This window comes from Streptomyces sp. E-08 (assembly GCF_049913095.1).
GTDB lineage: Bacteria > Actinomycetota > Actinomycetes > Streptomycetales > Streptomycetaceae > Streptomyces.
In genome coordinates this window covers 1,092,710-1,112,668 of the sequence record NZ_CP183971.1, presented here as the reverse complement: position 1 = coordinate 1,112,668, position 19,959 = coordinate 1,092,710, and the positions used below count along the sequence as shown (strand labels likewise).

Sequence of the window (19,959 nt, the reverse complement as noted above, 5' to 3'; positions counted from 1 at the left end):
GATCACCGGGCCAGCGAGATGCGGACGAGGTCGGCCATCGAGCGCAGTCCGTCGCGCCGTGCCGAGAACGTCGAGCCGGGAACGTCGTGCCAGACCACCGGCACCTCCACGACGTCCCGCCCGGCCCGCACGACCCGGGCGAGCAGTTCGACGTCGAAGGCGAAGCCGTCTATGTGGCAGTCCCGCGCGATCTCCCGGGCCAGCGGCCCGGGGAAGAACTTGAAGCCGCACTGGGTGTCGGCGACGCCGGGCAGCGACAGATGCGCGAGGGCGCGGAAGAGCAGGCCGCCGCCGCGCCGCAGCAGCGGCTGCTCCACGTCGAGGCGTGCGCCGGGCGCGTGGCGGGAGGCGATGACGGCGCCGTGGCCCGCCCGCAGCAGCCGCATGACCCGGTCCAGGGTGTCCACGGGGGTGGCGTTGTCGGCGTCGGCGAAGCCGATGAACCGGGCCGAGGAGGTCTCGATCCCGCGCCGGACCGCCGCGCCCTTGCCCTGGTCGCTGCAGCCGATGGCGTGGACGGGGACGGGGGAGCCGGCGAAGCGTCCGAGGACGTCGAGCGTGCCGTCGGCGCTGTTGTTGTCGACGACGACGACCGCCGAGGACCAGGGCCGTGCGGTCAGGTAGTCGACGGTGGCGGCCACGGTGGAGGGCAGTCGGCGCTGCTCGTTGAACGCGGGGATCAGGAGTTCCAGTTCCACCGGCGGGCGGACGAGCCGGCGGGGGAGCGGTGCGTGGGTGCGTGCGGCGGCCATCACGCCTCGCCTCCTCGGGGGAAGGCGCGGGGCGCGGGGCGCGCGGTCGCGCGGGGGATCGGTGCGTGGACGAGGGCCCGGCGGGCGGTGCCGCTGTCAGAGGGGCCGGTCGAGTCGCCCGCGGTGCGGTGGGGGGTGCCGCCGTCAGCGGGCCCGGGCGAGCCGGTCGAGCCGTGTGAACCCGGTGAACCTGATGAGCTGGGTGGGGCGGGTGGGCCCGATGGGCCGGCGCTTCGGCCCGAGCCGCGCCCGCGGCGTGCGGTGCGCGTGTGGGTCGTACGGGCCCGCCGGCGCCGCGCCGCGCCGCGCGGCCTGCACGCCCGGCTCCGGGGCGGAGGGGCGCCGAGGCCGATCCGGTCGGAGGCCCGGCGGACCGGGTGCGCGGTCGGGGGGTGCGGGGAGCGGCAGAGCGAGCGACGCCGGGCATCGGCGAGGGGCCAGTCGGTCACGCGTCGCAGCGGGTGCGGAACGGGTGCCACCGGAGTTCGGCTGAGGGGATGTGAGGTCACGACGAGCCTCTCCGTCAACCGACCCTGCCGAGGGTGTGCGCTCAGGGTCTGGTTTGTCCTGAAATGTTGCTTCTCTAAGCCGTAGCATCCTCCGGCCCGGTTCGTCAACCGGAGGGGTCGCGGGAGCCGCGGAACGGGCCGTGCGCCAAACGTGACAGAGCGTTGTGCGGCCGCTCGTCGAGGAGGGTGCCGAGGATCCGGGCGCCGTCGCGGAACGTACGGGGATGCGGCGGGCCGTGCCGGCCCACGTGACGGCGCGGCCGTTCGAGGCTCGGCACCTCGGCGACGCGCAGCCCGTAGTGGAGCGCGTGCGTGACGAGTTCGGCCCCGAGCTCGACACCGTCCTCGCGCAGGTCCAGGAGGTCGACGAAGGGCCGCCGGAACGCACAGAATCCGTACCAGAGGTCCGTGAGGTGCTGACCGTAGAGGCGGCGGGCGACCCGCAGCAGCGCGCGGTGCCCCAGACGCCGCGAGAGCGGATAGTCGGCGTAATCGCCGCCCGCGATGAAACGCGAGCCCTTCACGAAGTCGTAACCGCTTTCCAGGTAATGCAGGTAATGCGGGATCTCGTGCGGCGACATGCTCCCGTCGGCGTTCATGAGAACGACCAGGTCCCCGGTCGCCGCGAGCAGGGCCGCGTGCGGGATGTCGCCCCGCGTGGAGTCCCAGTCCCCGAGCGGCCGCACGTCCATCCCCTCCCGCGCGGCGCTCCGTCCGGCCCGCCCGCCGATCAGCACGACCTCGCGCACGCTCGACGGCACCTGGTCCAGGAGCCGGTCGAGCGCGGCTCCCGGGTGGGCGTCACCGGGGCGGACGGTGAGGACGAGGGTCACCGTCCGGGTGCCGGGGAGCGGCGTCCGGTCGGTCGACCGGCGCAGGGGATGCGAATCGCTGCTCATCGGGAATCGCTACTCATCGGTACGGCCCTCGTCGTCCGTCCGGCCGCTCGGGCGACCGGCCCGCGTTCTTCAGAATCCTGCGCCGGGGGGACCCCGTCAAGGACAGAGGAAGAATATGCGGACTTCCGCGGAGGAATGATCCGACCTGCCGTCCGGTCATTTCCGTCTGCCGTCAGATCAATTCTGCGCGCGGCCCGCGAGGGGAATACAATCCGGTCATGGCAGGGCGAATTGAGGACTACGCCCTCGTCGGTGACCTCGAGACCGCCGCGCTCGTCGGGACCGACGGGTCCGTCGACTGGTGGTGCGCGCCGCGCTTCGACTCGCCCGCCTGCCTCGCGGCCCTCCTCGGGGATCCCGGCAACGGCCGCTGGATCCTCGCCCCTGTCGGCAACGGCCGCTGCACGCGCAGGAGTTACCGCGGCGACACCCTCGTCCTCGACACCGTCTGGGAGACCCTGTCCGGAACCGTCCGGGTCACCGACTTCATGCCGCCGCGCTGCCAGGGGGAAGGCGCCGCGAGGATCGTGCGGGTCGTGGAGGGGATCGCCGGACGGGTCGCCGTACGGAGCGAGTTGAGGGTCCGCTTCCACCACGGCAGCATCGTGCCCTGGACCCGCTCGACGGACCGGCGCACCGTCGTCTCCGTCGCCGGACCCGACGCCGCCCACCTCTCCTGCGGGCCCGGCGTCGAACTGGACGTCACCCGGGAACGCACGAGATGCGAGTTCACCGTCACGGCCGGCCGGAAGGTCGCGTTCGTCCTCGGCTGGCGCCCCTCACACGCCTCCGCCCCCGCGCCCGCGTCCCTCGTGGACGTCGCCGCCGCCCTCGGCCGCACCCTCGCCTTCTGGACCGACTGGGCCGCGGCCCTCCGCTACGAGGGGCCCGCGCGCGAGGCCGTGATCCGCTCCCTGCTCACCCTCAAGGCCCTCACCTACGCCCCCACGGGCGGCATCGTCGCCGCCGCCACCGCCTCCCTGCCCGAGTCCATCGGCGGCCGCCGCAACTGGGACTACCGCTTCTGCTGGCTGCGCGACTCCACCTTCACCCTCTCCTGCCTGCTCCGCGGCGGATACCGCAGGGAGGCGCTGGCCTGGACCGACTGGCTGCTGCGCGCCGTCGCGGGCGACCCCGCCGACCTCCAGCCGCTGTACGGGGTCGAGGGCCAGCGCCGACTCGCCGAGACGAACGCCGACTGGCTGCCCGGCTACGAGAACTCACGGCCCGTCAGATTCGGCAACGCGGCCTTCGGCCAGTTCCAGCTCGACGTCTACGGCGAGGTGCTCAGCACCGTCTACTCGGCCGTGCGCGCCGGAGTCTCCCTCGACCCCGCGGCCTGGACCCTGGTGGCCTCGCTCCTGGAGTACCTCGGCGAGCGCTGGCAGGAGCCCGACGAGGGAATCTGGGAAGTCCGGGGCCCGCGCCGCCACTTCGTCCACTCCAAGGTCATGGCCTGGGTCGCCGCCGACCGCGCCGTCCGCCTCGCCCGCGTCGCCGGGCTGCGCGGCTCCCTCGCGCGCTGGCAGGCACTCCGCGCAGAACTGCACGCTGAGATCTGCACCCGGGGATGGAGCGAGGAGCAGGGCTCGTTCACCCAGTACTACGGCAGCCGGCAGGTCGACGCCACCGCCCTGCTGATCCCCCGGCTCGGCTTCCTCCCGGCCGCCGACCCGCGCGTGCTCGGCACCGTCCGGGCGATGGGGCGGCTCGACGACCACGGCTTCCTGCGCCGGTACGGCGACGTCATGGACGGCGGCACCCACGAGCTCGACGACCTCGGTGGCACCGAGGGGACCTTCGTCGCCTGCACCTTCTGGTACGCCGACGCGCTCGCCATGACCGGCCGCGCCGACGAGGCCCGGACCGTCTTCGAGCGGCTCCTCGACGTCCGCAACGACGTCGGGCTCCTCGCCGAGGAATGGGACCCGGTGGCCGGCCGCCAGCTTGGCAACATGCCCCAGGCGCTCAGTCATGTCGCCCTGGTGAACACGGCGTTCACCCTGTACGGCACCCGCCGCCACGACCGCGCGCGCCCCCTCGCCGTGGCATGATCACCGTGTCCTCCGGCGTGGGGCCGGAGAGACGGGGGGGTGGACCGTGTCCTGGTATATCGCGATCCCGAGCGTCGTGCTCGCGGCACTGGTGCTGGCCGGCGGGGTGGCCACGCTCCGCACCGGCTGGGTGATGCCCTTGCAGCGGGGGTGGGTCTACCGCCCCCGGCTCTTCGGCTGGGCGCAGGTGGCGCTGGCGACCATGCTGGCGCTCCAGGCGTCCACGGCGCTCCTCGACGACCGCGGCGCGCGCTCCACGGTGCAGGGGATCGGCCTGGGCTTCCTCTTCCTCGGACTGAGCGTCCTGACCCTGTCCCAGCGCCCGCCGCGCTAGCGCGGACCACGCCCTGCCTCGGACGCCGATCTCGCGCGGCAGCGGCATGAGAAGCGTCTCCCCCCCCGGAGGATCCGTGCGCTCGCGGGGGCGGACGCCGGCCCCGCCCGCCCGGTTCCCGCCCGGCGGCGTGTCGTTCGGGTGCGTCCAGCGGGCGCCACGGCCGCGCGTGGGTTCGAATCGGGGCATGGCTTCCTACGACAGGCTCCGCACCGGCGGCTCCCCGAGGCCGCCGAAGAACGCTGACACCTGGTGGTACGCCGCCGTGGCCGGCGAGGCCGCCGGCTCGTTCAGCACACGGGTCCGCACCCGGACCCGCCGTGCCTGCCTCGGGGCCGTCCTTCTCCTCACGGTCGTCTACGCGGGACTCGTGCTCACCGCGACCGGCCGCCGCTGGGGCGACGCCGCCGTGACCGGCCGCCGCGCCGACCCCGCCGCCGTCACGGTGCTCCGCGAGCACCCCTCCCTCGCCGGGGCCACCACCCTCTCCCTCGTCCTCGGCTGCGTCGCCCTCGTCGCCGTCGGTCTGATACGCAAGCGGTACGTCCTCACCGGCGCCGCCGCCGGAGGGGTCGTCACCGCCCTCGCCGTCACCGGGCTCCTCCAGTGGTACGCCCCCCGCCCCCGGACCGTCGACACCGCCGGCGCCCTCGTCCCGAGCGGCTTCCCCAGCGTCCAGACCACCCTCGCCCTCGGCATCGCCCTGGGCCTGGTCCTCGTCGTCCCCTACCGCTCCCGGGCCCTCGTCGTCGGCGCCGCCACCCTCTGGGCCGCCGCCGTCGGCGCGTACACCATCGCGACCGGGCAGCACCGGCCCGGCGACGTCATCGCCGCCGCCCTCGTCGTCCTCGCCGTGACCTCCGGCCTCCTCGCCGTCATCGCCCGCAAGGGCAGGGTCCGCCCGGGCCCGCGGCGGCGCGGGCCCGCCCTGCCCGGCCTGCCCGCGACCGTCCCGCTCGCCCTTCTCGCCCTGGCCGGCCTCGGCGCCGGGCTCTGGCTGCTCGGCGACACCCTCGCGCTGCCCGCCGCCGCCCCGTACGACCCGGTCCAGCTCCGGCTCGCCCACCGCTGCGGCCAGGCCCTCGCCGCGGGTGTGGCCGCCGCCGCGGGACTGACCCTGCTCGCCCTGCTCCGCCGCGTCGACGTGGACGGCCCCCCTGCCGCGTACCGGCTCGGAGGGCCCTTCGTCGAGGCCGCGGGCGTCCCGCACGACGGCGACCTCGTGGGGCCCTTTACGGAGGACCGCGATCACGAGATATCTTGATGTCGAGCAATCTCGCATACGCAGACGTGGAGCGGAGCACCCGGTGACTGACTCGACCATCATCTACACCCACACTGACGAGGCGCCTGCCCTGGCGACGTACTCGTTCCTGCCCGTGATCCAGGCGTATGCCTCGCAGGCCGGAGTCACGGTCGAGACGCGTGACATCTCCCTCGCGGGCCGCATCATCGCCGTCTTCCCCGAGTTCCTGGAGGAGGGCCAGCGCATCGCCGACGCCCTCTCCGAGCTCGGCGCCCTGGCCAAGACGCCCGGCGCCAACATCATCAAGCTGCCGAACGTCTCGGCGTCGATCCCGCAGCTCAAGGCCGCGGTCGCCGAGCTCCAGGCGCAGGGCTACGCCCTCCCGGACTACCCGGACGACCCGAAGACGGAGCAGGACAAGGACGTCCGCGCCCGTTACGACAAGATCAAGGGCTCGGCCGTCAACCCGGTCCTGCGCGAGGGCAACTCCGACCGCCGCGCGCCGGGCTCGGTCAAGAACTACGCCAAGACCCACCCGCACCGCATGGGCGCCTGGTCCTCCGAGTCCAAGACCAACGTCGCCACGATGGGCGAGAACGACTTCGCCTCCACGGAGAAGTCCGCCGTCGCCACGAAGGACGACACCCTCCGCTTCGAGTTCACCGCCGCCGACGGCACCGTCAGCGAGCTCCGTGAGCCGCTCAAGGTCATCGCCGGCGAGGTCCTCGACGCCGCCGTCATGCGCGCCGCCGCCCTGCGGACCTTCCTCGGCGAGCAGGTCGCCCGCGCCAAGGCCGAGGACGTGCTCTTCTCCGTGCACCTCAAGGCCACGATGATGAAGGTCTCCGACCCGATCGTCTTCGGCCACGTCGTGCGCGCCTTCTTCCCGAAGACCTTCGCCGCGTACGGCGAGGCGCTCGCCGCCGCCGGCCTCTCCCCGAACGACGGCCTCGGCACCGTCCTCGGCGGCCTGGACGCGCTCCCGAACGGCGCCGAGATCAAGGCCTCCTTCGACGCCGAGCTCGCCGAGGGCCCCGCCCTGGCGATGGTCGACTCCGACAAGGGCATCACCAACCTGCACGTGCCGTCCGACGTCATCGTCGACGCCTCGATGCCGGCCATGATCCGCACCTCCGGCCACATGTGGGGCCCGGACGGCCAGGAGGCCGACACCCTCGCGGTCCTCCCGGACCACAGCTACTCCGGCGTGTACCAGGCCGTCATCGAGGACTGCCGCGCCCACGGCGCCTTCGACCCGTCGACCATGGGCTCCGTCCCGAACGTCGGCCTCATGGCGCAGAAGGCCGAGGAGTACGGCTCCCACGACAAGACCTTCGAGATCGCCGAGGCCGGCACCGTCCGTCTGGTCGACTCCGAGGGCAACGTCGTCCTGGAGCAGGAGGTCGCCGAGGGCGACATCTTCCGCGCCTGCCAGACCAAGGACCTGCCCATCCAGGACTGGGTCAAGCTCGCCGTCACCCGCGCCCGCGCCACCGGCGCCCCGGCCGTCTTCTGGCTGGACGAGAACCGCGCCCACGACGCGCAGCTCATCGCCAAGGTGAAGCAGTACCTGCCGGAGCACGACACCGAGGGCCTGGACATCAAGATCCTGTCCCCGGTCGAGGCCACGAAGTTCTCGCTGGAGCGCATCCGCCGCGGCGAGGACACCATCTCGGTCACCGGCAACGTCCTGCGCGACTACCTGACGGACCTCTTCCCGATCCTGGAGCTGGGCACCAGCGCCAAGATGCTGTCGGTCGTCCCGCTGATGGCGGGCGGCGGCCTCTTCGAGACCGGCGCCGGCGGCTCCGCCCCGAAGCACGTCCAGCAGCTCGTCAAGGAGAACTACCTCCGCTGGGACAGCCTCGGCGAGTTCTTCGCCCTGGCCGCCTCCTTCGAGCACCTCGCGACCACCACGGGCAACCACCGCGCCCAGGTCCTCGCCGACACCCTCGACCGCGCCACCGGCACCTTCCTCAACGAGGACAAGTCGCCGACCCGTCGCCTCGGTGGTATCGACAACCGCGGAAGCCACTTCTTCCTGGCCCTCTACTGGGCCCAGGAGCTGGCCGCCCAGACCGAGGACGCGGAGCTGGCGAAGGCCTTCGCCCCGCTCGCGGAGACCCTCACCGCGAACGAGCAGAAGATCGTCGACGAGCTCGTCGCCGTGCAGGGCTCCCCGGCCGACATCGGCGGCTACTACCAGCCCGACCCGGCCAAGGCCGCGGCCGTGATGCGCCCGTCCGCCACCTTCAACGAGGCCGTCGCGTCCCTCGCCTGATCCGGCGCGAGCCTCCCGTCCGCAGCGGCGGGCGGCCCGTACCGCCCCGGCCGGAATCCCTCCGGCCGGGGCGGTCCCGTCGGTGGCGCATCTCACGTCCGGGTGTGAACCTGGATGGATGAGCTGGGCATCTTGGACGACCGCCGGTGTCTACACCGGGCGAGGTGGGGTGCTGACCGACGAGGCGGGCGTCGTCACGGGCGATCTGACCGTGCACACGACGTTCGCCGAGCGCGAGGCACGCGTGGCCGTGCAGTACAGCGGCGCATCCGACTGGTTCACCATGTCGGGCAGTCCCGTTCCGTGCGGATCGGAGGAGGAGAGCCGCGACCTGCACGACGCCGTCGTGGCCGCCGTCCGGGAGGGGAACGGGGCCACGGTCCCGATCCTGCCCGCGGCACCACCGGTGTAGCCGCGTCCGGCAGAAAGTGTTATCCCTCCCAAGCCCGCGGGTCTCCCCCTTCGGGGGACTCGGACCAGGGATGAGGGAGCAGACCCATGGACAGCGACGAGCGACGCACCACCGCCCTGGTAGAGGCGGCCAGGGCGGGTGACGCGAATGCCAGGGACACGCTGGTCCGCGACCACCTCCCGCTCGTCCAGAACATCGTCGGGCGCGCCCTCGACGGCCACGCCGACACGGACGACATCGTCCAGGAGACGATGGTCCGCGCCCTCGACGGCCTCACCGGCCTGCGCGACCCGTCCCGCTTCCGGTCCTGGCTCGTCGCCATCGCCATGAACGGGATACGGCGCCGCTGGCACGAGCACCGCCGGGCACCCGTGCCCGGCCTCGACCGGGCCGCGGACCTCGCGGACCCGGCCGGCGACTTCACCGACCTCACCATCCTCCGCCTCGGCCTCTCCGGACAGCGCCGCGACGTGGCCCGCGGGACCCGCTGGCTCGACGAGGACGACGCCGAGCTCCTCGCCCTGTGGTGGCTGGAGGCCGCGGGCGAACTCACCCGCGCCGAGCTCGCCGAGGGCCTCGGCGTCACGCCCCAGCACGCCGCCGTCCGCGTCCAGCGGATGAAGGAACGCCTGGACACCGGCCGCTCCGTGGTCCGCGCCCTCGACGCGCTCCCGCCGTGCCCGGACCTCGCGGCGACCGTCGCGACCTGGGACGGCCGGCCCTCCCCGCTCTGGCGCAAGCGCATCGCCCGCCATCTGCGGACCTGCGCCGACTGCACCTCCCGCGCGGCGGGCCGCCGGGGCCTCGCCCCCGTCGAGGGCCTCCTCGTCGGCATCGGCCTCGTCCCGCCCCTGACGGTCGCGGCCTCGGTCGCCGACCGGCCGGCGATGGAGTTCGCCGCCCACACCACCCCGCAGCCCGGCGGGACCGGCGCGGCCGGCCGGTGGACCCCGATGCGGCGCGCCTCCGCCGCCGGGGTCGCGGCCGTCGCCGTCCTCGGCGCGGTCGCCCTCCTCGTACCGCCGGAGCCGGAGGCACACGTCAGGCCGGGCCGGCCCGTCGCCGCACCCCCGGTGACGACCGCACCGGCCACCACCCCGCCGAGCCCGGTGGTCACCGTCGCCGCCCCCGCCCCGACGACAGCGACCCCCACGCCCCGGCGCACCCCGCGCCCGACACCGGTACCCGACCCGGGGGAGCGGGTCACCGCGCTCGTCAACAGGCTCCGCGCGGCGGCCGGCTGCGCCCCGCTGCGCACCGACCCCCGGCTGGTCGCGGCGGCCCGGGGCTACGCCCGGGACATGGCCGCACGCGGCTACTACGGCCACAGCAGCCCCGAGGGCGACTTCGCGGACGCCCGGATCACCGCCGCCGGGTACGACTGGAGCGCCTGGGCCGAGAACCTGGCGCGCGGCGCGGCCGACCCGGAGACCGTGGTGGAGGACTGGCGGGACGGGTCGATGCACGAGGAGAACATGCTCGACTGCCGGTACCGGGACACCGGCGTGGCGACGGCGCCCGGTCCCGGCGGCAGGATCTGGGTGCAGAAACTGGCCGCCCCCGCCTCCTGAGCGCTCAGCGGCGGGCGCCGAAGTCCTGCACCCACCAGGGCCCGTTGGCGGCGAGGTCCACCCCCACACCGATGTCCCTGAACGAGCAGTTGAGGATGTTCGCCCGGTGGCCCGGGCTGTCCATCCAGTCCGCCATGGCCCGTTCCGGGGTCTTCGGTCCCCGGTGGATGTTCTCCCCCCACGTCGACCACGTGTACCCGGCGCCGCTGATCCGGTCGCCGGCGTCCCGGCCCTCCGGGCTGTGGTGCTCGTAGTAGTCGCGGGCCGCCATGTCGTCGGCGTGTCCCTGCGCGGCGGCCCGCAGATGCCCCTCGGAGCGCAGCGGGCCGCAACCGGCCTTCTCCCGCTCGGCGTTGGCGAGCTCCACCACGTCCTGGACGTACCGCGCGGCCCTCCCCGCGGCGGCCGGCGCCCGGTGCGGGGTGGCCGCCGCGAGGGCCGTCGTACCGGTCGCGGGCGTGGCCACGTACATCCCCGTCAGGACCGTGAGCACGCCGGCCGCGGCTCCGACGAGGGTGACGGCGGTACGGAAGGACGGCCGGCGCGGCCCTTCCCCACCCTTTCTGCGGTGCCGGCCGCCGGCGCGCCCCGCCGGGCCCGGGGGCCGGCGGCGCGCGAAGGGGGAGGTGGGTTCAGGGTCTTCGGAGTGGCCGGGACGGTCGTGGTGCCGCATGGAGCTCCGCTCTCTCGCCGAGGTCGCCGGACGGGTCCGGCGCTGGGAGAGCCACCGGGGCGACGGCGGTAAGACTTTCCGGCCCCGGCCACCCCGACACTCCTCGTCAACGCAGCGCGTCAACCCATGTCCGAGCGTTTCAGCCCTGCGGGATTACCGCCACCGGACACGGCGCGAGGTGCAGCGCCGCGTGCGCGACGGAACCGATCCGCGGCCCGACCGCCCCGCGCCGGGCCCGCCGACCGACCACCAGGAGCTGCGCGCCGCCCGAGACCGACAGCAGCACCTGGCCCGCGCTGCCCAGCTCGACGTGCTCGGCGACCGGCACGTCGGGGTACCGCTCGCGCCAGGGGGCCAGCGCCTCGCGCAGCGCCTTCTCCTCGTACGGGACGAGCCCGCCGGCCTCGTCCGCGAGCCGCATCGAGGCCGGACTGTACGCGAAGAGCGGCGGCAGGCTCCACGCGCGCACGGCCCGCACCGTCGCCCCGCGCGCGGCGGCCGTCCCGAAGGCGAATCCGAGCGCCGCCGCGCTGTCCTCCGGGCTGCCGTGCTGGCCGACGAGCACGTACCCCGCGGGTGGTTCGGCCTGCTCGCCGTCGCGGGACCGCACGGCGACGACGGGGCGGGTGGCGCCGGCGATGATCTGCTGCCCGTACGAGCCGAGCAGGAAGCCCGTGACGGCGCCGTGGCCGCGCGAGCCGATGACGAGCATCTCCGCCCGCTCCTCGGTGCCGAGCAGCGCGGCGACCGGCGTGTCGGGCAGCACCTCGGCCGTGAGCGCGAGCCCGGGATGGCGCTCGGCGATCGTGGCCTCGGCCGCGCGCAGCACGGCGTACGCCGTGCGCTGCTGCTCATCGGGGTCCTGGACCAGGGGGAGGTCCAGCGGTTCCCAGCGCCACGCGTGCGCGAGCCGTAGCGGGAGGCCCCGGCGCAGGGTCTCGCGGGCGGCCCAGTCGGCCGCGGCGAGGCTCTCCGGAGAACCGTCCACTCCTGCGACGATCTCACGACTCATCAGGCTGCCTCCGTCGGTGCGGTGACGGGCCCGCCGGGCGGCCGGCCCTCCTCCCTCCAGCTTGGGCCCATCGGCAGGCCGGGGAGAGGGCCGGACGTCCCGACATGCCGGACCGTCCGTCCCTTTCCCCCGAGGGCGCTCAGGCCAGCAGGGTGAGCCGGGCGTGCGTGCCGTTGAGGTAGTGGTCCCCGATGTCCCGGAGCCGGTGGGCCGCCTGGGTCGGGGCGGTCAGCGCGCGGGCGTTGCGCCAGAAGCGGTCGAAGCCCGGCCCGCCGCGCCGGGCGTCGGCGCCCGTCGTGCCGTCGACGAGTTCGAGGATGCGGGTGGTGATGTGGACGGCCGCCCGGCCGGTGACGGTCTCGGCCGCCGCCACCAGGACGGCGATGTCGGCCCGTTCCTCCAGGCCGAGCTCCCACTCGGCGAGCAGCCCCCGGGCGAGGGCGTCCGTGGCCCGCTCCACCACCGCGGCGGCGGCGTGTGCGGCGGTCGCCAGCTCCCCGTACGCGAGGAGGAGGTACGGGTCGTCGCCCGCTCCGGCCGGCGCGGTGCCGTCCGCGGCCGACGGGCCCCCGACGCGGTCGCCGGGAACGGGTCCCGCCTGCCCGGCGCGGCTGATGTCGCGGGCCTCCGCGAGCGCGCCCTCGGCGATGCCGAGCCCGACCTGGACGAGGAGCAGCCGCAGGGCGAGCGGTGCGAGGGTGGCGAACGGCGCGACGGCGTGCTCGTCGTGCGGGAGGGCTCCGAGGACGTGCCCGGGCTCCACCGGGACGTGGTCGAAGGTGACGGTGCCGGCCCCGGCCAGTCGCTGGCCGACCCGGTCCGTACCGGCGTCCGTGAACACCCCCGGGTGGGCCGGGTCCACGAGGACCACCAGCAGATCTCCGGTGCCGCCGGGGCGCGCGCCGACGACGAGCCGGTCGGCGACCGTCACCCCGGAGGCGAAGGTGCGGCGCCCGTCGAGGATCCAGCCGCCGCCGGGGCCGTCGGCGGGGGTGAGCACCAGGCCGGGCTCGGACTCGGCGCGCGGCGGTTCGACGCCGCCGGCGAGCAGCCAGCGCTCCTCCGCCGTACACACGTCGAGGGGGAGTGCGCCGGGGGAGCGCGTGTCGCCGGTGTCGTGCGCGGGGCCGAAGAAGCGGCTGCTCCAGGACAGCGCGTAGTGGTGGGCGAGGAGTTCGCCGACCGAGCTGTCGGCGGCGGAGATCTCCCGCACGACCGCGCTGGCGGCCCGCCAGTCCGCGCCCCGCCGGCTCGCCCCCGGTGCCGTGAGGAGGGCGGGCAGTCCGGCCTCCTGGAGCCGGGCGACCTCGTCGAAGGGAGCCTTCCCTGCCCGGTCCCTGGCGAGGGCGTCGACGGCGAGGTCGTCGGCGAGCTCACGGGTGACACGGGGCCAGATCTCGTCGTCCGCGGGCCGGTCGACGGGCCGGTCCGCGCGCCGGCCGGGCGGTGCGGAGGCGGTGCGTATCGCTGGTCTCCGCGGCGATCTCCTCGGCGTACTCACGTCACCTCACCTGATCCCTAGTATCCCCACTGGAATAGTAGGGATACTGGCAGAGGCGATGGCCAGGACCCAAGGGGCGTCCACGGGCTGGACAAGGACGTACCGGTCGGCGAGACGGCGTCAGGTCCGCGCAGGTGACGGCGGGTTGACCTCCACGGTCAGGGGCTGGTCCGCGCTTCGGGGTCGTCAACGGTCAGGGGTTGGTCCGCGCTTCGGGGTCGTCCGCGGTCAGGGGTTGGTCCATGCCTCCGGGCCAACGGTCATGGGTTGGTCCACGCCTCCGGGTCGTCCGCGAGCGCGACGATCCCCGCCGGGAGCTCCGCCGCCGCGAGCTCCGCGAGCGACACCCCGAGCACACCGCGGACACTCGCCCGCAGCGCGATCCACAGCGTGAGCAGCGACTCCGCGGGACCCGTGTAGGACAGGTCCGGCGGCCGCTCCCCGCGCACCGAGACCAGGGGGCCGTCCACGCAGCGGATGACGTCCGCGACCGAGATCGTCTCCGCCGGCCGCGCCAGCCAGTACCCGCCGTTGCCGCCGCGCTGGCTCTGCACCAGACCGCCCTTGCGCATGTCGCCGAGGATGCCCTCCAGGAACTTGTGCGAGATGTCCTGGTCCACCGCGATGGCCTCCGCCTTCAGCGGCCCCGCGTCCTGGGCTGCGGCGAGCTGGAGGGCGGCCCGCACCGCGTAGTCGGCCCTGGCTGAAATGCGCATGCGCGCATTATTCCGCACGGGCGTGACCGGATCCGCGCGCCCGGCCCGTGGCGCGCGGGACGAGCCGTACCGCACCCTTGACGTCACTCGTGACCGGCCGGACACTCATGGACGGGAAAACCGAGCGAACAGGTAGGAAACCATGGGACGCACCGGCCGGAGGGACACCTCGACCGCCGCGCCCCTCCCGCGCCCGCTGCCCCTCACGTCCCGTCGGCACATCGATCTGCTGCGGGTCTGCAGCGCCGCGAGTCGCCGTTCCCGCCCGGGCGTCCCCCCGTCCGCCGAGGCCTGATCCGCAGGACCGGCCCCGGGCGCCCGCCGCGGTCCGCCCGTCTCCTCTTCCCGTACCTCTGCTGCCTCCGCGCCCCGCGCGACCCCCGCGTCACACCGTTGTGACCCGAGCCCCGCGCGCCGCCCGGCCCAGCACCGAGCACCCCCGAGGGAGAAGCATGTCCGTCGTCGTCCCGTCCTCGCTCCTGCCCGCCTCCGCCGCGCCCGTCTTCCGGGGCCGGATCGGCCGCGACGCGAGCAGCGGCCACTACGCCGTCCCGCACCGCTACCGCCTCCACGTCGACCCGTCCGACCCCCGGTGTCTGAGCATCGCCCTCACCCACGGCCTGCTCGGACTCGACGACACGCTCCCGCTCACCGTCCTCCCCGGCACCCCCGACACGCCCGACGGCGGATACGCCGTGCTCCGGCCGCTGTACGAGGCGAGCGCCCACCTCTACGCCGGGCCGGCCGCAGCACCCGTGCTCAGCGACGGATGGACCGGACGGATCGTCAGCACCCACGTCCCCGACATCCTGCGCGACCTCGCCCTGCGCTTCCGCGGCGACGGCCCCGACCTGCTGCCCGAGGAGCACCGCGACGCCGTCGACGCCGTCGCCGACCTCTGCGAGCGGAGCGTCAACCGGGCCGCCCAGCGCGCCGGCGAGCTCGGACTCGACGGCGAGGCGGCCCACCACGACCCGCTCACCGTGCTCTTCGCCGCGCTCGGCTCCCTGGAACGCCGCCTCGCCCACCGGCCGTACGTCCTCGGCGACACGCCGACCGCCGCCGACGTGCACGTCTGGGCCACCCTCGTCCAGCTCGACACCGTCCACCGCTGGCACCTCGACGCCGCCGCCATGGACCGGGTCGCCGGACACCCCGCGCTGTGGGCCTACGCCCAGCGCCTCGCCGCCCGCCCCGAGTTCGCCCGCCACCTCGACATCGAGGCCCTCCTGCGCCGCCACCGCGCCCACTGCCGGGGCCGTGAGGCCGCGGGCGCCGCGATACGGATCGTCGACTGGTCCGCCGCCCGGCGCTGACGCCCGCGGCGGCCCCCGCGCCGGACGTCAGCCGATGCGGTGCCCCGCCAAGGGGCCCGTGTCGTCGCCGGACCCCGCGCGGACCCCGCGCAGGAACGCCTCCAGGGCCTCCAGCGAGCTCGCCTCCGGCTCCCACCCCAGCTCCCGCCGGGCCCGCTCGGTGGCGAGCAGGGGCAGGTGCCGCAGCGCGTCGAACAGTCCCGGGGAGGCCCCCGCGAGCCGCAGTCGCCAGGCCGCCGCCACCGCACCCCGTACCGCGCCCGCGGGCACCTTCACCGGCCGGGCGCCCAGCAGCTCGCCCAGCACCGCGCCGTCGATCACCGGCTCCGCCGCCAGGTTGAACGCGCCCCGCACATCCCTCAGGAGCGCCCGCCGGTACGCGTCCGCCGCGTCCTTCGTGTGCAGGACCTGGAACCGCAGCCCGTCGAACTCCGGAAGCAGCGGCAGCAGATCGGGCCGCACCAGCTGCCCGGGGAAGAACCGCCCGGCGAAGATCCGCCGCTGCCCGCTCGCCGACTCCTCCTTGAAGAGGAACGCCGGACGCATCCGGACCACCCGGGTCTGCGGATGGTCCCGCTCGAAGGTGTCGAGGACCCGCTCCAGATAGGCCTTCTCCCGGGTGTACGCGGCGCCCGGCCAGCCGTGCGTCGGCCACGCCTCGGACACCGGCGCGCCGCCCTCGGGCCCGGGGGAGTAAGCGCCCACCGACGAGGCGTGCACCAGGACCGGCACCCGCGCCGCCGCCACCGCGTCGAAGACGCGGACCGCGCCCAGGACGTTCGTCCGCCACGTCTCCACGGGGTCGTGGGTCGGCCCGAACCGCCAGGCCAGGTGCACCACCGCGTCCGCGTCCGCCACGTACTGCGCGAGCCGGGGCGCGTCCCCCTCCCGGGACAGGTCCAGCTCCTCCCACTCCACCCCCGGAAGTTCGAGCCCCGGCCGGCGACGGGCGAGACCGAGGACCGAGCCCACGCCCGGATCCCCGGCCAGCGCCCGGACCAGGCTCGTGCCCACGTTGCCGGTGGCGCCCGTGACGACGACGCGCGAAAGCGTGCTCGGGTTCATGTCTCCGACCCTCCGCCATGGGCGGCGGAACCGCACTCCGGCGGCCGCACCGTGCCGGGACGGTCACGCACCGTGGCCGTACGGTTCGCGGGGGTGGCCCACGGCCGGGAACATGGAGCGACTGAGGAGACAGGAGAACGGCCATGCTGCTGCCCGACAGGAACACCGTCGACCGGCTGCTCCGGCACTTCCGCGCGCAGGAGCGGACCGTGCTGGACAGGCCGTGCGACCTGTCGGCCCGCCGACGCTTCGAGGACACGGCGTACACCCTCTGCGTCCTGATGGGAGAGCGCACCGCCGCCGCGGCCGTCCTCGCCGCGGAGCGGTACGTGAGATCGGGAGGAGATCAGGAATCGAGAAGCGTGGCCGTCGTGCCGCCACTAGCGTGACAGCCATGACCTTCGCTCACGTGCTCGACGCGCGCGCCGCACGCGACGTCCCCGACGTGACCGGCCACGGGCGCGAAGGCCCACCGTCACGAACCGCGCGAACGCTGGAGACACGATGAGCAAGGCCCCGAGGTCGGACCAGCAGGCGTCCGTACCCCACGCCGCCGACCGGCACGACCTGATCCGTGTGCACGGCGCGCGCGAGAACAACCTCAAGGACGTCAGCATCGAGATCCCGAAGCGCCGGCTCACGGTCTTCACCGGCGTCTCCGGCTCGGGCAAGAGCTCCCTCGTGTTCGACACGATCGCGGCCGAGTCCCAGCGGCTGATCAACGAGACGTACAGCGCCTTCGTCCAGGGCTTCATGCCCACCCTCGCCCGGCCCGAGGTCGACGTCCTCGAAGGCCTGACGACCGCGATCATCGTCGACCAGCAGCGCCTCGGCGCCGACCCCCGCTCCACCGTCGGCACCGCCACCGACGCCAACGCCATGCTGCGGATCCTCTTCAGCAGGCTCGGCAAGCCGCACATCGGCCCGCCCAGCGCCTACGCCTTCAACGTCCCCTCGGTCCGCGCGAGCGGCGCGATCACCGTCGAGCGCGGCAACAAGAAGACCGAGCGCGCGACCTTCGAGCGCACCGGCGGCATGTGTCCGGGCTGCGAGGGCCGGGGCACCGTCTCCGACATCGACCTCACCCAGCTCTACGACGACTCCAAGTCGCTCGCCGACGGCGCGCTCACCATCCCCGGCTACACCACGGGCGGCTGGAACTACCGGCTGTACAGCGAGTCGGGCCTCGTCGACCAGGACAAGCCGATCCGCAGGTACACCAAGAAGGAACTGGCGGACTTCCTCCACCACGAGCCGGTCCGGATGAAGATCGCCGGGATCAACATGACCTACGAGGGCCTGATCCCGCGCATCCAGAAGTCCTTCCTGGCCAAGGACAAGGAGGGCATGCAGCCGCACATCCGGGCCTTCGTGGAGCGGGCCGTCACCTTCACCACCTGCCCCGACTGCGACGGCACCCGGCTCAGCGAGGGCGCCAGGGCGTCGAAGATCAAGCGGATCAGCATCGCCGACGCCTGCGCGATGCAGATCAGCGACCTCGCCGCCTGGGTCCGCGGCCTCGACGAGCCGTCCGTGGCACCGCTGCTCACCGCGCTCCAGCTGACCCTCGACTCCTTCGTGGAGATCGGCCTCGGCTACCTCTCCCTGGACCGGCCGTCGGGCACGCTCTCCGGCGGCGAGGCGCAGCGCGTCAAGATGATCCGCCACCTCGGCTCCTCGCTCACCGACGTCACGTACGTCTTCGACGAGCCCACCATCGGCCTGCACCCGCACGACATCCAGCGGATGAACGACCTGCTCCTCCAGCTGCGCGACAAGGGCAACACGGTGCTCGTCGTCGAGCACAAGCCGGAGGCCATCGTGATCGCCGACCACGTCGTCGACCTCGGCCCCGGCGCCGGCACGGCGGGCGGCACCGTCTGCTTCGAGGGGACCGTGGTCGGGCTGCGGGCCGCCGGCACCGTCACCGGCCGCCACCTCGACGACCGGGCCTCCGTCAAGGAGTCGGTGCGCACGCCCACCGGCGCCCTGGAGATCCGCGGCGCCTCCACCCACAACCTGCGCGACGTCGACGTCGACATCCCGCTCGGGGTGCTGACCGTCGTCACCGGCGTCGCCGGCTCCGGCAAGAGCTCCCTCGTGCACGGGTCGATCCCCTCCGGCGAGGAGGTGATCTCCGTCGACCAGGGCGCGATCCGCGGCTCGCGGCGCAGCAACCCCGCCACGTACACCGGGCTGCTCGACCCGATCCGCAAGGCCTTCGCCAAGGCCAACGGCGTCAAGCCGGCGCTGTTCAGCGCCAACTCCGAGGGCGCCTGCCCCACCTGCAACGGCGCGGGCGTCATCTACACCGACCTCGGGATGATGGCCGGGGTCTCCTCGACCTGCGAGGACTGCGAGGGGAAGCGGTTCCAGCCCTCGGTGCTCGAATACCTGCTCGGCGGCCGGGACATCAGCGAGGTCCTCGCCATGTCCGTGACCGAGGCCGAGGAGTTCTTCGGCTCCGGCGAGGCGAAGACCCCCGCCGCCCAGCGCATCCTCGCCCGCCTCGCCGACGTCGGCCTCGGCTACCTGAGCCTCGGCCAGCCGCTCACCACGCTCTCGGGCGGCGAGCGGCAGCGGCTGAAGCTGGCCACGCACATGGGCGACAAGGGCGGCGTCTACGTCCTCGACGAGCCGACCACCGGCCTCCACCTCGCCGACGTCGAACAGCTCCTCGGCCTCCTCGACCGGCTCGTGGACTCCGGGAAGTCGGTCATCGTCGTCGAGCACCACCAGGCGGTCATGGCGCACGCCGACTGGATCATCGACCTCGGGCCCGGCGCGGGCCACGACGGCGGGAAGATCGTCTTCGAGGGCACGCCCGCCGACCTCGTCGCGGCCCGCTCCACCCTCACCGGCGAGCACCTGGCGGAGTACGTCGGCGCCTGACCGCACGGGCGGCGACCCGGGGCATCCGGCCGCGGGTCGCCGCTCAGCCCCGCGGGCGGGGGAAGCGCGCCCGGGGCGCGTCCACGCAGGTGTCCCGCGACGTGGGGCCGCCGAAGCGCAGTCGGTCGTACGCCGTGAACGCCGGCTCCAGGGCGTCGAGGGCGTCCACGCGCGCGTGGAGGGCGGCGCGCCACTCCGGCGAAGGGTCGTCCCCGGCCGCCGCGAGGCGTGCGCCGATCTCCGCCGTCAGCTCGTCCTTCCTGCGGATGTTCGCCGGGGTCACCTCGTGCAGGCACACGTACTGGCCGCTCACGTACGCCGCCCACTCCTCCTCACCCCGGTCCGGGTCCTCCCAGTGCCCGGTGAACCACGCGCGCAGACGGTCGACGCCCCCTGCCGCGTCGGCGAGCGCGAACAGATCGCGCGGCACCATCTCGGCGCCGTCCGCACGCAGGTAGCCGGGCAGCGGCAGCAGCGCCGCGAGCATCAGCCGCCGGACCTCGTCGGCGTCCCGGCCGAGCCCGGCGCACAGCGTGTCCAGCGGGACGAACTGGCGGGTGACGTACGCGTCGTCCTCGGCGGTCATCGGATGCGCGCCGTTGACCTCGCGGAACCGCTCGGCGATCCGTACGGCGGCGGGTGTCCTGTCCGTCATGGCACCACTCCTTCGGGACGTACGTCCGGGACGGTCCCGGACGGAGTCCCCGCAGGCTAGGGGCCGGACCG

Annotated in this window: 18 protein-coding genes; 9 read left to right on the top strand and 9 right to left on the bottom strand. The window is 74.3% G+C overall.

Annotated elements, in window-relative coordinates:
• Positions 1–2: 2 nt before the first annotated feature.
• From ACN9MM_RS05200 to ACN9MM_RS05190, 3 genes are all read right to left on the bottom strand, one after another.
• Complete coding sequence (locus ACN9MM_RS05200; protein ID WP_426362519.1) at positions 3–752, bottom strand: glycosyltransferase; 750 nt, start codon at positions 750–752, stop codon at positions 3–5.
• Between the two features lie 144 nt (positions 753–896).
• Complete coding sequence (locus tag ACN9MM_RS05195) at positions 897–1,070, bottom strand: hypothetical protein (RefSeq protein WP_426362518.1); 174 nt, start codon at positions 1,068–1,070, stop codon at positions 897–899.
• A 295-nt stretch (positions 1,071–1,365) separates the two neighbouring features.
• On the bottom strand, positions 1,366–2,160 hold the full coding sequence (locus tag ACN9MM_RS05190) for a glycosyltransferase family 2 protein (protein ID WP_426362517.1): 795 nt from the start codon (positions 2,158–2,160) through the stop codon (positions 1,366–1,368).
• Positions 2,161–2,378: 218 nt separating this feature from the next.
• Between ACN9MM_RS05190 and ACN9MM_RS05185 the strand changes: the two genes are divergently transcribed.
• From ACN9MM_RS05185 to ACN9MM_RS05160, 6 genes are all read left to right on the top strand, one after another.
• The gene (locus ACN9MM_RS05185) at positions 2,379–4,214 is read left to right on the top strand and encodes a glycoside hydrolase family 15 protein (RefSeq protein WP_426362516.1); all 1,836 of its coding nucleotides are present in this window, start codon (positions 2,379–2,381) and stop codon (positions 4,212–4,214) included.
• Between the two features lie 46 nt (positions 4,215–4,260).
• On the top strand, positions 4,261–4,548 hold the full coding sequence (locus ACN9MM_RS05180; RefSeq protein WP_426362515.1) for a hypothetical protein: 288 nt from the start codon (positions 4,261–4,263) through the stop codon (positions 4,546–4,548).
• 187 nt (positions 4,549–4,735) lie between these two features.
• A complete protein-coding gene (locus ACN9MM_RS05175; protein WP_426362514.1) occupies positions 4,736–5,812 on the top strand; it encodes a phosphatase PAP2 family protein in 1,077 nt (358 codons plus the stop codon).
• 43 nt (positions 5,813–5,855) lie between these two features.
• Positions 5,856–8,075, top strand: a complete 2,220-nt coding sequence (locus tag ACN9MM_RS05170) for an NADP-dependent isocitrate dehydrogenase (protein ID WP_426362513.1) — start codon at positions 5,856–5,858, stop codon at positions 8,073–8,075.
• A 118-nt stretch (positions 8,076–8,193) separates the two neighbouring features.
• Complete coding sequence (locus ACN9MM_RS05165; RefSeq protein WP_382870892.1) at positions 8,194–8,487, top strand: hypothetical protein; 294 nt, start codon at positions 8,194–8,196, stop codon at positions 8,485–8,487.
• A gap of 86 nt (positions 8,488–8,573) precedes the next feature.
• Complete coding sequence (locus ACN9MM_RS05160; RefSeq protein ID WP_426362512.1) at positions 8,574–10,058, top strand: sigma-70 family RNA polymerase sigma factor; 1,485 nt, start codon at positions 8,574–8,576, stop codon at positions 10,056–10,058.
• Between the two features lie 4 nt (positions 10,059–10,062).
• On the opposite strand, the gene ACN9MM_RS05155 is transcribed toward ACN9MM_RS05160, so the two are convergent.
• The 4 genes from ACN9MM_RS05155 to ACN9MM_RS05140 form a co-directional block, all read right to left on the bottom strand.
• Positions 10,063–10,551, bottom strand: a complete 489-nt coding sequence (locus ACN9MM_RS05155) for a CAP domain-containing protein (RefSeq protein ID WP_426362511.1) — start codon at positions 10,549–10,551, stop codon at positions 10,063–10,065.
• Positions 10,552–10,870: 319 nt separating this feature from the next.
• A complete protein-coding gene (locus ACN9MM_RS05150) occupies positions 10,871–11,743 on the bottom strand; it encodes a universal stress protein (RefSeq protein ID WP_426362510.1) in 873 nt (290 codons plus the stop codon).
• A gap of 139 nt (positions 11,744–11,882) precedes the next feature.
• Positions 11,883–13,244 (bottom strand): acyl-CoA dehydrogenase, encoded by a 1,362-nt coding sequence (locus tag ACN9MM_RS05145; RefSeq protein ID WP_426362509.1) that lies wholly within the window; start codon positions 13,242–13,244, stop codon positions 11,883–11,885.
• A 260-nt stretch (positions 13,245–13,504) separates the two neighbouring features.
• Positions 13,505–13,960, bottom strand: a complete 456-nt coding sequence (locus tag ACN9MM_RS05140; RefSeq protein WP_426362508.1) for an RrF2 family transcriptional regulator — start codon at positions 13,958–13,960, stop codon at positions 13,505–13,507.
• A 452-nt stretch (positions 13,961–14,412) separates the two neighbouring features.
• Here ACN9MM_RS05140 and ACN9MM_RS05135 point away from each other — a divergent pair, with 452 nt between their 5' ends.
• Positions 14,413–15,276 (top strand): glutathione S-transferase C-terminal domain-containing protein, encoded by an 864-nt coding sequence (locus ACN9MM_RS05135; RefSeq protein ID WP_426362507.1) that lies wholly within the window; start codon positions 14,413–14,415, stop codon positions 15,274–15,276.
• Between the two features lie 27 nt (positions 15,277–15,303).
• On the opposite strand, the gene ACN9MM_RS05130 is transcribed toward ACN9MM_RS05135, so the two are convergent.
• On the bottom strand, positions 15,304–16,341 hold the full coding sequence (locus ACN9MM_RS05130; RefSeq protein ID WP_426362506.1) for an NAD-dependent epimerase/dehydratase family protein: 1,038 nt from the start codon (positions 16,339–16,341) through the stop codon (positions 15,304–15,306).
• Positions 16,342–16,484: 143 nt separating this feature from the next.
• Between ACN9MM_RS05130 and ACN9MM_RS05125 the strand changes: the two genes are divergently transcribed.
• Entirely contained in the window at positions 16,485–16,730 is a 246-nt protein-coding gene (locus tag ACN9MM_RS05125; protein WP_426362505.1) for a DUF5133 domain-containing protein, read from the top strand.
• 115 nt (positions 16,731–16,845) lie between these two features.
• Positions 16,846–19,233: an ATP-binding cassette domain-containing protein gene (locus tag ACN9MM_RS05120; protein ID WP_426362504.1), complete on the top strand. Its 2,388-nt coding sequence runs from the start codon at positions 16,846–16,848 to the stop codon at positions 19,231–19,233.
• Positions 19,234–19,276: 43 nt separating this feature from the next.
• On the opposite strand, the gene ACN9MM_RS05115 is transcribed toward ACN9MM_RS05120, so the two are convergent.
• Positions 19,277–19,888 carry a DUF6058 family natural product biosynthesis protein gene (locus tag ACN9MM_RS05115; protein WP_426362503.1) on the bottom strand — a complete coding sequence of 204 codons (612 nt, stop codon included), beginning with the start codon at positions 19,886–19,888 and terminating at the stop codon, positions 19,277–19,279.
• Positions 19,889–19,959 lie beyond the last annotated feature (71 nt).